The sequence below is a fragment of the Vibrio sp. T20 genome (assembly GCF_007858795.1).
Classification (GTDB): domain Bacteria; phylum Pseudomonadota; class Gammaproteobacteria; order Enterobacterales; family Vibrionaceae; genus Vibrio; species Vibrio satsumensis.
In genome coordinates, this window is the sequence record NZ_VFEB01000176.1 from 148,390 (window position 1) to 160,984 (window position 12,595).

Annotated in this window: 8 protein-coding genes; 3 read left to right on the forward strand and 5 right to left on the reverse strand. The window is 43.1% G+C overall.

Going from position 1 to position 12,595, the window contains the following annotated elements; translation table 11 throughout:
* Positions 1–71 precede the first annotated feature (71 nt).
* From FTW16_RS19515 to FTW16_RS19535, 5 genes are all read right to left on the reverse strand, one after another.
* A complete protein-coding gene (locus tag FTW16_RS19515) occupies positions 72–2,954 on the reverse strand; it encodes an ImpA family metalloprotease (RefSeq protein WP_146492201.1) in 2,883 nt (960 codons plus the stop codon).
* 231 nt (positions 2,955–3,185) lie between these two features.
* On the reverse strand, positions 3,186–3,863 hold the full coding sequence (locus tag FTW16_RS19520) for an ABC transporter permease (RefSeq protein WP_060982332.1): 678 nt from the start codon (positions 3,861–3,863) through the stop codon (positions 3,186–3,188).
* Between the two features lie 2 nt (positions 3,864–3,865).
* A complete protein-coding gene (locus tag FTW16_RS19525) occupies positions 3,866–4,606 on the reverse strand; it encodes an ABC transporter permease (protein WP_146492202.1) in 741 nt (246 codons plus the stop codon).
* A gap of 79 nt (positions 4,607–4,685) precedes the next feature.
* On the reverse strand, positions 4,686–5,456 hold the full coding sequence (locus FTW16_RS19530; RefSeq protein ID WP_048659693.1) for an ABC transporter substrate-binding protein: 771 nt from the start codon (positions 5,454–5,456) through the stop codon (positions 4,686–4,688).
* 136 nt (positions 5,457–5,592) lie between these two features.
* Positions 5,593–6,363, reverse strand: coding sequence for an ABC transporter ATP-binding protein (locus tag FTW16_RS19535; protein ID WP_004736532.1), 771 nt, complete (start codon positions 6,361–6,363; stop codon positions 5,593–5,595).
* Between the two features lie 791 nt (positions 6,364–7,154).
* Here FTW16_RS19535 and FTW16_RS19540 point away from each other — a divergent pair.
* The 3 genes from FTW16_RS19540 to FTW16_RS19550 all read left to right on the forward strand — a co-directional run bounded on the left by FTW16_RS19540 (position 7,155) and on the right by FTW16_RS19550 (position 12,482).
* Entirely contained in the window at positions 7,155–8,696 is a 1,542-nt protein-coding gene (locus FTW16_RS19540) for a DUF3360 family protein (RefSeq protein ID WP_048664665.1), read from the forward strand.
* 307 nt (positions 8,697–9,003) lie between these two features.
* On the forward strand, positions 9,004–11,280 hold the full coding sequence (gene pflB / locus FTW16_RS19545; RefSeq protein WP_146492203.1) for a formate C-acetyltransferase: 2,277 nt from the start codon (positions 9,004–9,006) through the stop codon (positions 11,278–11,280).
* Positions 11,281–11,480: 200 nt separating this feature from the next.
* Positions 11,481–12,482 (forward strand): lipid A deacylase LpxR family protein, encoded by a 1,002-nt coding sequence (locus FTW16_RS19550; RefSeq protein WP_146492204.1) that lies wholly within the window; start codon positions 11,481–11,483, stop codon positions 12,480–12,482.
* Positions 12,483–12,595 lie beyond the last annotated feature (113 nt).

Consider the following 12,595-nt stretch of genomic DNA (forward strand, 5'->3'; position numbering starts at 1 on the left):
CAGAAGCTAATAACGAAAGAGAGGAGATAATATCACCTCTCTTTTTATTCGTGACTCTATCTGTCATATACCTAGTTAAGCGGCCAAATGGTCGTGCCGTCAACGTCTAACGGCGTCTTAGCAAACTCATCTAAACAATATCCTTGATTAGACGATGCAAAATATGTCAAAGGCATGTTACTTAGACTAAGAGCTGTGACTTGTTGCTTCGCTTTATCACTGAAACTGAATCCCCACATATCTAAGTATTGCGTCATATTCCGTTCTGCAACGTAACTCAATGCGATAAGCAACCAATCATTGTTTGTAATATCTACCGCTTCTTGTCTCGTATAATCTGAAAAACCAATAGAGCCTTTTCGATCGTTCCAAAGTTCATCACCGCCTTTCAAGCGATTAAACTCTCTCTCAATCAAGTGCAAGCGCCCTAATAAATGCCAACCCGAATTCAATACACCCTGCTGCTCTGCAAGCATCATCATTTGAATGTAGATACGAGCTCCCCAACTCCAACCAGTTTGATTTTGAGCCGCCATAAAAGCACTTGGATCAGGTTGAGTCCGACTCTGCTGTAAAAGCTGATACTGCCCTTTAAAATCTAAGCCTTGGCAAGACGATACTTTTCCTGTGTCTTTATAATATTTTGATTTACTAAAATACGAATAGTAGTTCGTTGTAGAGTGCCCATCCCAACCGCTAAACCTAAATCGACCACGCTCTAAGCCATGCCCTAACTCGTGAAGATCACCATGCCCTAATGGATGAAACGACCAGTAGGCATCATACGGGTTTCCTGAACAACCATAGCCACAGTTAGCTTGGTCTGCGTTCATATGCTTTACAATATCAATGGTCGCAATTTCCCAACCTTTTGCCTCTCCGTATTGATGTATTTCAGCAATTTCATCAATACCCGGCCCTTTAAAGCCTGCAAGTGCATGAGGAAAGTTATGTACATAACGCTCTGTGGCGAGAGCCATATCATGAGGCTGAGCCCAGTCAGCAGCACTGATAGATTCCTTCATTTTGTCCAACTTAGAATGAACCTCAAACCCCGGAGTAATGAGCTCAGCCCAATCAAACTTTCCTTCTTCAAGCTGTGCAACAAAGCTTTCGTTGTCTGCTTCACTGCGCCAGACAGGATGCTGAGCGACATTCTCAAAACGCAGCTCCACATCAATATCATTAGTATCAAAATGAACCTGTAATGTCCCACCATAAGCAGACGTGAGATAAATCGTCTCTCCCGGGTTCACAGGATAGGCTACCGAGGTTAAAAACTTTGGTCTAGCATAGCCATCATCGCCCGAAAACTCGTGAGTAGCTCCACTACGTAGCGTATTAAATGCTATCGATGTAGCTACTTCATTGCTGTCCAAACGAGTCACTTTGATCGTCTTACCAGGCAAAGCATACACGCCTGCCGCACGGAAACTTCTCTTAGACTCTAGGGTTATATTTTGGCTTACTAGAGAGGCATCCTCAAAAGTCTTGGTGCTAAAATTACCTAAGTTTGGTTGTGCCGCATTATACAAACGGCTGTTGTATGCGGCGTAATCACTATAGTAAGAACGAAGAAACTCGATTCTCTCCGTTACACCTTTACCCATCGGGTACTGAACATCTTGGCGATAACGATCCGCAAGTAACAGTAACAACTTTTCATATTCGTAATCATCGGTTGCAAACAGGTCTATTTTTTTACTATCAAGAGTCGTTAGGTGTGAACGAATACTGTTCGCCGCAGTATAAAACTCTTCATCCATATTGGAATCGTCAGGGCAAGATTTGTCCTCACACAAATTCAGGTCAACGGTGAAACTGTTGTCTTTCAATCGCTGTAAAAGCGCTTGTTGCTGGACAATATTACCCGGTATTTGATCAATCAGTTGTGTAGAATCCCAGTTCGACAAACCTAGCTTGCGCCAATAGTTATCGCCAACGTACGTCATGTGCATTTCTGCAAATAGTGCGTTACCTAAGTCCGTCATACCGCCATCAAGATGTAGGTATAACACTGGAATATTTTTACTGAACGCCAAGCGTAAACCTGAAATCACATCTTCAATGTCATCGCCATAATTTAACTTTTGAGACAAAACTAGCAAGTCAGGGTTATTGGCTTCAAGACATTGGCTTAATTTACTGCCATCACAAGTATTGTCAGCGTTGATAACCATAGAAGCGTTAACATTGTCGGTTAACCAGTTTCGTGTCGCTTGGTCATCAGGAAAGTAATGAGATTGATCAAGCTGAGCTAACACAACATTTTGTGGCGAGTCATTACTAGAAGCCCACCGAACCAAGTTCTTCAACCAAGTATCCATCTCTTCGTTGACAGAACTTGGAAAGCGCTGCTTAGTTCGAAACGGGTTGCTTGCTAATGCGGCATAGCGGCTGTCGTCTGATGTATAACCCGCAATACCAATGACAAGCTCTTGGTCGGCATAACCATCTTGCATCGCTTTATTGGTTTTCAAGATGATATCGTTAAAACCATAGGTAGGTAAGATAATTGCCGTATCATGTGTTGGATCCCAATGAAGACTACGTAGAGGTTCCCTTTCAGCGTTTAGGGATAAAGCTTGCTTAATATGATTGTAGTCCGAGTTGTATTGAGCGACTAACGCTTGGCTTGCATCAATGAACTCTTTGGAATCAGTCACATAAGAAGCGTCACCTGTGGACAACGCCTTTTGAACAGCAGTTTGTGGAACTGGAGTGATACCAGGCTCACCACTTCCGTCGCCTTCGTTTCCTTCCCCACCAGAACCACCAGAACCACCAGAACCACCAGAACCACCAGAACCACCAGAACCACCAGAACCACCAGAACCACCAGAACCACCAGAACCAGTTTGGGCACTTCCACCGCCGCTGCCACCTCCGCATCCTAAAAGTGATAAGGCAATCGCACAAAGCACCAAATTGGATAGTAACTTACTCTTTTTCATCATTATTCCATACAACAACAAAATTTCGCTGAGTCTATCTATCGCTAAATCTAAAGCAATTAATCTCATGAATATGTGAATGCAATTTGAAGCAAGTTAACTATTTTTAAAAATCCTCAGTTAACGCGCTCTTTCTTCCGCCGAAAAATTAAAGAACAGTAGTTTTGACGATATAAAAAACGGCGCTATGAAAGCGCCGTTTGTTTAACTGAAATTGTTGCTGTGTACTTATTAGCTAAGCGGTCTTAGATAAGCTAGGAAACGTTTCTCTGCGAATTTGAAAATCGCGATGATGATGAACGTTAGCGCCATGTAGAACAGGCCTGCCGTTAAGAAAGACTCAAATGGAGCGTAGTAACGTGAGTTAACCAAACGTGCTGCACCCGTCAGATCCATAATCGTTACGATACCCGCTACCGCTGAACCGTGAAGCATGAAGATGACTTCATTACTGTAAGCTGGTAGTGCGCGACGTAAAGCACTTGGTAAAATGATACGACGGTAAGTCTTCGGTGTACTCATGCCATACGCTTTTGCTGCTTCAACTTCACCTTTCGGTAACCCGTTAATCGCACCGCGAATGATCTCTGCTGTGTATGCTGATGTGTTAAGAATGAATGCCACCAGAGCACAGAACCAAGCGTTTTCCCATAGTGTGTCTTTCACTGGGAAGAATTGATCCATACCGTAATAAATCAGGTACAACTGCACCAATAACGGCGTACCACGGAAGAAATAGATGAACGACCAAGCCGGAGCGTTAATCATCATATTTGGACTGTTACGAGCGATAGCTAATGGTATGGCGACGAATAAGCCAATAATCAAAGCGACGCAAACCATCCAAGCTGTTGTCCATAAACCACCAAGGTAAATCGGCAGGCTTTCAATTATCAATGAAAAGTCCATAACTACCTCGCGTGGATACTGAATTTACGTTCAACCAGCTTAAGTAAGCCTGTCGAAACACTGGTGAAGAATAAGAAGATAAGTGCCACCGTCATATAGAAGGTAAATGGCATTTTGGTTGAACCTGCCGCCAATGCGCTAACACGGACCATGTCTTCTAGGCCGATAATCGAAACCAATGCGGTAGTCTTAAGTAGAACTAACCAGTTGTTACCAAAGCCTGGCAATGCGTGACGAATCATTTGCGGTAATAAAATACGACGGAACGCTAAAACAGGTCCCATGCCATAGGCCTTTGCCGCTTCCATTTCACCGCTATCAACTGCCATGATCGCACCACGGAAGGTTTCAGCCATGTAAGCGCCAAAGATAAAGCCAATGGTTAAGACACCAGCAATAAATGGGCTGACATCAATATAATCAGGTAAGTAAGAGGTCCATTCGTGATTAGGATCACTGGATGAGAACCACTCATTGAGCCACTCATTGATGGAATACAAACTGTTGTTTAAAAGGATTTGTCCACCAAAGAAAATCAGCATCATCAAGACAAGATCAGGAATGCCTCGAATAACAGTTGTATAGAGGGTTGCAATAGCACGAGCCCAGCGATAAGGCGCTAGTTTTGCTAAGGCACCTAGCATACCAAGAACCATAGCTAAAATTAGCGACAGCAAGGCAACTTCGATTGTAAGCACCGCCCCTTTCAGGATCGAAGCTTCATATCCTTGTAAATCAAACATAATGAATTCCAACAGAACTGCGAAAAAGTTGGTAAGACAGGGAGAGGAGAACCTCTCCCTTAAGAAGTGACGCTAGAGATTACTGGCCGTATACGTCGTAGTTAAAGTACTTAGCAGCGATATCTTGGTAGATGCCTTTTTCACGTAGTGAAAGGATTGCAGCATCCAATTGCTTAGTCAGATCTTTATCTTGCTTACGTAGAGCAATACCAAAACCTTCACCGAACCACTTAGGATCTGTTAGTGATGGACCAACAAACTCGTAAGCTTCACCACCAGCTTTGTTTAGTACGCCTTCTTCTAGAGCAGATGCATCACCCAGTACAGCAGCAACACGACCGTTAGCTAGATCAAGGTAAGCTTCATCAAATGAACCGTAACGAACGATCTCTACTGTGTCGCCGTAGTTATCTGTTAGGTACTTATCGTGAGTTGTTGCTCGTTGAACGGCAATTTTTTGACCACTTAGATCATCAAAATTAAGGCCTGCACCTTTTTTAGCGATGAACTTGTTCGGGATAAGTGCGTATTTACCAGTGAAGTCGATCTTTTTCTTACGCTCTTCCGTGATAGACATTGCCGCGATGATCGCATCATATTTACGAGCAAGTAGAGAAGGAATAATGCCATCCCAGTCTTGTGCAACGATCTTACACTTCACCTGCATTTCAGTACAAAGTGCGTTAGCCATATCGACATCGAAGCCTTTCAGTGAACCGTCAGCTTCTGTCCAGCTAAATGGAGGGTAAGCACCTTCAATACCGAAACGTACTGTTTTCCATTCTTTTGCTTGAGCTACGCCCGTTGCAGCAGTTGCAGCAAGTGCCGCGACTAATAACCACTTTTTCATATCCCTACTCCTGTGATTTAGGTTTTTATGTTTTGCTAGTTTTAATATTGTGTTTGTTGTTACTTATTAACTTACTTGTTGTGTTTTATTGTTAACACCGTCACTGTTTACCTTGGCGACGGTATTTCAATTCTGATTAGTAAATCGATGAGATAAATTGCTGTAATCGCTCAGATTCAGGTTCCGTAAACAGTTTAGCTGGATCACCCTGTTCTTCCACTAGACCTTGATGCAAGAACATCACATGGTTAGATACATCACGAGCAAAAGCCATTTCGTGAGTTACCACAAGCATGGTTCTTCCCTCTTCTGCTAGATCGCGCATTACACCAAGCACTTCGCCTACTAACTCAGGGTCTAATGCCGATGTCGGTTCATCAAACAGCATCACTTCAGGATCAACCGCTAGCGCTCGCGCAATCGCAGCACGCTGTTGTTGGCCGCCAGACAAATGACCCGGGTAGTAATCTTTACGCTCATACAGACCTACTTTCTTCAATAGTAGCTCTGCATTTTCAATCGCTTGTGCTTTAGGTACACCTAAGACGTGAACAGGCGCTTCGATAACATTTTCGAGAACGGTCAGGTGAGACCACAGATTGAAACCCTGAAAAACCATCGCCAGACGAGAACGGATTCGCTGTACTTGTTTTTCATTGGCAGGCACAGAAACACCCTGGCGGTTGTTTTTCATTTGAATTAATTCACCATTAACCCAAATCTCGCCTGCGGTAGGTGTCTCTAACAAGTTGATACATCTAAGGAAAGTACTTTTACCCGACCCTGAAGATCCGATAATCGATACTACATCGCCTTTATGCGCAGAAAGTGAAATTCCCTTTAAAACTTCATTTTGACCAAACGTTTTGTGTAGATCCTTTATGTCCAGCGCTGGTACATCTTTCATGCGCTTTCTCTCCCAAGTTTGTGAAAATGCAAGGTACTCCGACCTTTTCATGCGATACAAACTAGCACCACACGGAATAACATGCAACAAATTATTAACCTAATAATTTGGAATAAATAGCGATTCACTCTGACTTATTATGCAAAAGGTAGCGTTTTCACCTCAATTTAATGAATGAGTTCTATCAATAAGCTGTAATTAGCCCCCTTACATTGTTTAAATAAAGTTAATCAAAATGAGATTCTCGTAGCTTGATGTCTCACAAGAAAAACAGGTTTTGTGAACTTAGAAACATTGCAACCGGCAAAACATAGCGCGCACATTCAACACATCACCTCTCTATAAATCACAATTATTTTGAGGTTACTGCATTGTAAGCATTTTAGTCAGAATACAGAGCAAGTGAGTAATAGTGAGATAACTCAGTAAACAAGGAGCATTCAGTTGATGCCAGAGCGGTAAAGGCTCAAAGAAGATAAGAAAACGACAGTTTGTGAAAACTAATTACACGATTCATCAATGGGAAGTTAATGAATCGCTGCGTTTTGTAGCTTTCTTTCACATACACTCATAAAGTGATCAAGATCAATCACCCTAAAGGGTAAGCTTGTTAGACTTCTCAGCAAAGAATAAGGCATTAAAAATGCCAAACATTTCTTTTAACTTAGCTGCATAAAGCACATCAAGACCGTGCAACATAATGTTAATGAGTTATAACTAAGAAATAACGCAATTACGCGAACTTATAGAATTCAATTTTAGAATTACTAACATAAAAATATGAGGAATCTATGTCAGACGTTGTGAACAATGCGAACTCTGAAGTAGAAGAGAAAAGCTATAAAGAGCTACACCGCCCTGCTTCTGAGTTTGAGAGCCGCTCAGATTATCTAGATCATGAGCTTCAGATCATGAAGCCTCGCCGCTTCGGTTTAAACCTTCCTGGTCGTGACTTCCGTTTTGAACTTGAAGACCTTGTTCCTGCACTTGCTGGTACCATTGGTATCATCGCGATGTACTCAGCAGTAATGATGTCTTGGGCTGATGGCCTAACTCAAGCTTGGGATCACGTAAACCTTGGTAAAGAGTTTGCGATTGAAGTCGCTCGTGTAGAAATGCTTATCCCTGCACTGCTGTTCTGTATCCTTGCTTCTGGTTTCTTTAACCCTAAAGCAAACCTTGCCGGTAACCACGGCCCAATGATTCCTCTTATTGGTACCATCGCTCTAGCTGGTGCTCACCCTCTTGCATTGGCAATCCTTATCGGTGTCTTCGGTCTAATCCTAAGTTTCCTAAAAGGCGGCTCCAAGCTGGTTAACCTGACTTCGGAAGGTACCGCTGGTGGCTTGCTTATCTTCTTAGGCCTAACGGGTACCATGAGCCAAATCAACTCGATTCAAACATGGGCGGTTGGTCTTCAATCTTCTACTGTTGAAGCGGGCAGCATGGGTTACGTTGGTTTAATCGTTCTTGCTATTACTATAGCTATCTACGCTTTCCTAGCAAAAGTGAACAAGCGTTGGTTAGCTATCCCAGTTTGTGCATTCACAGGCCTTGCTATTGCATTGGCGTTAGGTGCTGGTTTCGATATCGTGTTCGAAACTGAAATGGGTATTCCGAACCTAAACCCAGTTTACTGGTGGGGTTCTACTTCTGAAGGTTGGATGCTTGGCTTGCCAAACGTTGAACACTTCATCGCTTCTCTACCATTCGCAATTCTTGCAGTAGCAATGTGGTCACCTGACTTCTTAGGTCACCGTATCTTCCAAGAACTGAACTACCCTAAAAAGTCTGAAAAAGTACTTATGGACGTAGATGACACAATGACTATGTGTTCAGTTCGTCAAATGGTTGGTACTGCGGTTGGTGGTGGTAACATCACTTCTTCTTGGGGTACTTACATGATCCCAGCAGCTATCGCGAAACGTCCAATTCCTGGCGGCGCAATCTTGCTTGGCTCTCTATGTATTATTGTTGCGATTCTTGGTTTCCCAATGGACGTTGCAGTATGGCCACCAGTGATGCGTGTTGCGCTACTTGTAGGTGTATCTCTACCTCTACTTGAAGCGGGTATGCAAATGGTTAAGGATTCTAAAGATTCTCAAGCAGCTGGTATCTGTATCTTCGGTTCAGCGGTTGTTAACCCAGTACTAGCATGGGCATTGACTATGCTTCTAGATAACAACGGTCTAATTGGTGATAAAGAGCGTGCTAAGCGTCTATCATTTGTAGACAAGATTGTTATCCCAGTTGGTGTTTTAGTTATCTGTCTAGTAGCAATGCTTGCAGTTGGTATGCTAGAAAGCCAATATGGTCTAAAAGCTTGGCTATAATAGTCCTTACTACACAAAAGTAGTATTAGGATTAAAAAAAAGTTTGGGTGGCAACCCCTGCCACTCAAATTTTTTCAACTTTTTTTGGCATTTATTGATTTAGTTTAAGGTTTGCAGAAATTTTTTAGCGTAGTCTTGAATACATAGAGTAAAGACAACATATAAAAGGTAGTGACAATATATATAACCATATGACGCTTATATGCTCATATATATTGTTATTAATAAGAGTGTACTACCCTTACGAGGGGCGCTGGCTCAACAGTGTTAATGTACGTATTTTTTCTACTAAAAAGGTAGGTATGTCATGGCAGAGCAATTTGCTAAAGCTTGGGAAGATTTTGCTGCAGGTGAGTGGCAAAGCGAAGTAAACGTTCGTGATTTCATTCAAAAGAACTACACGCCGTATGAAGGCGACGAGTCTTTCCTAGTTTCTGAGGGTACTGAAGCAACTAACAAGCTTTGGTCTTCGGTAATGGAAGGTATCAAACAGGAAAACGCAACTAAAGCACCTGTAGATTTCGATACTTCTGTTATCTCTACCATTACTGCTCACGATGCAGGTTACATTGAGAAAGATCTTGAGACTATCGTTGGTCTACAAACTGAGAAGCCACTAAAACGTGCAATCATCCCTAACGGTGGTGTACGTATGGTTGAAGGTTCTTGTAAAGCATACGGTGAAACTCTTGACCCAATGGTTTCAAAAATCTACTCAGAATACCGCAAAACACACAATGCTGGCGTTTTCGATATCTACACTCCTGATATCCTAAAATGTCGTAAGTCTGGTGTTCTGACTGGTCTTCCTGATGCTTACGGCCGTGGTCGTATCATTGGTGACTACCGTCGTGTTGCACTTTACGGTATTGATTTCCTAATGAAAGACAAAGCTGCTCAATTCGCTTCTCTACAAGAGCGTTTCGAGAATGGCGAAGATCTTGCTGCAACAATGCAATTGCGTGAAGAGATCTCTGAGCAACACCGTGCTCTAGGTCAAATCAAGCAAATGGCTGAGAAATACGGTTTCGATATCTCTGAGCCAGCTCAAACTGCTCAAGAAGCTATCCAGTGGACTTACTTTGGCTACCTAGCTGCTGTTAAATCTCAAAACGGTGCTGCAATGTCTCTAGGTCGTACTTCGACTTTCCTAGACATCTACATCGAGCGTGATATCGCTGCTGGCAAAATCACTGAAGAACAAGCACAAGAAATGATCGACCACTTCGTAATGAAGCTGCGTATGGTTCGTTTCCTACGTACTCCTGAGTACGATGAGCTATTCTCTGGCGACCCAATCTGGGCAACAGAATCTATGGGTGGTATGGGTATCGACGGTCGTACGCTAGTAACGCGTTCGAACTTCCGTTTCCTAAACTCTCTATACACTATGGGTCCTTCTCCAGAGCCAAACATCACTGTTCTTTGGTCTGAGCAATTACCTGACGGCTTCAAGCGTTTCTGTGCGAAGGTATCTATCGATACTTCTTCTATCCAGTACGAAAATGATGACCTAATGCGTCCTGACCTTGCGTCTGATGATTACGCTATCGCTTGTTGTGTATCTCCAATGATCGTTGGTAAGCAAATGCAGTTCTTCGGTGCTCGTGCTAACCTTGCGAAAACAATGCTTTACGCAATCAACGGTGGTGTGGACGAAAAACTTAAGATGCAAGTTGGTCCTAAAGAAGCTCCAATGACTGACGCTGTTCTTGATTACGACAAAGTAATGGATCGTCTAGATCACTTCATGGATTGGCTAGCTAAGCAATACGTGACTGCACTAAACAGCATTCACTACATGCACGACAAATACAGCTACGAAGCGTCTCTAATGGCTCTTCATGACCGTGACGTTCGTCGTACTATGGCTTGTGGTATTGCTGGTCTATCTGTTGCTGCTGACTCACTGTCTGCAATCAAATTCGCGACTGTTAAACCAATCCGCGACGAAGATGGCATCGCAACTGACTTCGAAATCGAAGGCGATTACCCTAAATACGGTAACAACGACTCTCGTGTAGATGATATTGCTTGTGAACTAGTTTCTACGTTCATGAACAAAATCCGTAAGCTTAAGACTTACCGTGATTCAATCCCTACACAGTCAGTTCTTACTATCACGTCTAACGTGGTTTACGGTAAGAAAACAGGTAACACTCCAGACGGTCGTCGTGCTGGCGCTCCTTTCGCTCCTGGTGCTAACCCAATGCACGGTCGTGATGAGAAAGGCGCTGTAGCTTCACTAACGTCTGTAGGTAAACTACCGTTTGCTGACGCACAAGATGGTATCTCTTACACGTTCTCTATCGTGCCAAACGCACTAGGTAAAGAACAAGACAGCCAACGTGCTAACCTTGCAGGCCTAATGGATGGTTACTTCCACCACGAAGCTGGCATTGAAGGTGGTCAACACCTTAACGTTAACGTTCTTAACCGTGAAACTCTTGAAGACGCAGTTAAGCACCCTGAGAAATACCCTCAGCTAACAATCCGTGTATCTGGTTACGCTGTTCGCTTTAACTCTCTAACTGCAGAGCAACAAGCTGACGTAATCGCACGTACATTTACTGAGTCTCTATAAGCTCACGCTCAATAGACAGTAAATAATATTAGCCTCGCCAATGTGCGGGGCTTTTTTATATCTGCGGTAAATCACACTGAACTCACCCATCCCGCGAAATGTTAGGTTGAGCAAAAAAGCACCCTATCATTCACTTTTTTTCCACAAAATCACTCAAATTACGGTAATATCGCGGTTCATAATTTAAGAGTAACTGCTCCATGAAATACCTGCGTTGTTTACCCCTGATTCTCCTCTCCTTTTCATCTTTGGCATCTGATCGTTCTACAGTCACTTTTGCTTTAGATAACGATGGTATTTTTGGTGTCGACCAAGACTATACCAACGGCTTATTTCTGGGTTACACATCATCAAGTATTACGCCATATAATTGGGTAAAACCATTGAGTCTTTCCTACTGGGGCGCAAGCTCTCTAGACAAATGGGAAATCACCATTGGCCACAAAATGTATACCCCTTCTGACATAGAGTTAGAAACGCCATCAGCCAATGACCGCCCATATGCCGGTTACCTTCACACTGAATTCAACTACATCAGCTTGAATCCACAACAAGCCCAGCGCTTTAACATAACGTTTGGTACGACTGGTGAGCGTGCACTTTCAGAAGACGCTCAGAAGCTAGTTCACTCGATCACTAAATCGGATGAACCTATGGGTTGGGAATACCAAGTTGATGATGAGTGGGCGGGGAGCGTTGGTTATTTAAGCCATTTCAACCTAATGCGTAATCAAGCTTTAGCGAATACTGACTACGAAATCTCTAACGTTTCTGAAATCAACGTCGGTAACTTTAGAAGTGATATCTCGACTGGTTTTATGTTCCGCTGGGGTACGGACTTGGGTGGTAACTTTGGTGCAGCTAACATCACCACAGAAAACCCATTCAAACCTGGCATGATCGGCGCATCAAACACAGGTTGGTTTACCTATGCAGGCCTTGAAGGTCGCTACCGATTCAACGACCTGACTATCGAAGGCGATCGCTCAGGTGTTGATGAGTACGCTAATAAAAACAACGAAGACCCAGCTATCTACGATGTGACTTTAGAGAACATTCAAGCGACTGCTGTGCTTGGTGTCGCTTGGTATAACCAATACGTTGGTGCCTCTTTCGCATTAACAGCAAAAACACCGGATTACAAAGAAGCAAAAGAGTCAGTGTACACCACTGGCGGTATCACAATGTTTGCTTTCTTCTAGCCACCAGTAAGGGCTGTCGCCCTTTACTTTTCAAGTTTAATAAAGGCAATCATCTTCACAGGTGATTGCCTTTATTTTTAAAGGTCTCGTTACCATTTGACCCTATTTTATGT

Bases quoted from the DNA above. Each gene is read 5' to 3' on its own strand.
- FTW16_RS19515 (WP_146492201.1), bottom strand. From the start codon at position 2,954: ATGAAAAAGAGTAAGTTACTATCCAATTTGGTGCTTTGTGCGATTGCC.
- FTW16_RS19520 (WP_060982332.1), bottom strand. From the start codon at position 3,863: ATGGACTTTTCATTGATAATTGAAAGCCTGCCGATTTACCTTGGTGGT.
- FTW16_RS19525 (WP_146492202.1), bottom strand. From the start codon at position 4,606: ATGTTTGATTTACAAGGATATGAAGCTTCGATCCTGAAAGGGGCGGTG.
- FTW16_RS19530 (WP_048659693.1), bottom strand. From the start codon at position 5,456: ATGAAAAAGTGGTTATTAGTCGCGGCACTTGCTGCAACTGCTGCAACG.
- FTW16_RS19535 (WP_004736532.1), bottom strand. From the start codon at position 6,363: ATGAAAGATGTACCAGCGCTGGACATAAAGGATCTACACAAAACGTTT.
- FTW16_RS19540 (WP_048664665.1), top strand. From the start codon at position 7,155: ATGTCAGACGTTGTGAACAATGCGAACTCTGAAGTAGAAGAGAAAAGC.
- pflB (WP_146492203.1), top strand. From the start codon at position 9,004: ATGGCAGAGCAATTTGCTAAAGCTTGGGAAGATTTTGCTGCAGGTGAG.
- FTW16_RS19550 (WP_146492204.1), top strand. From the start codon at position 11,481: ATGAAATACCTGCGTTGTTTACCCCTGATTCTCCTCTCCTTTTCATCT.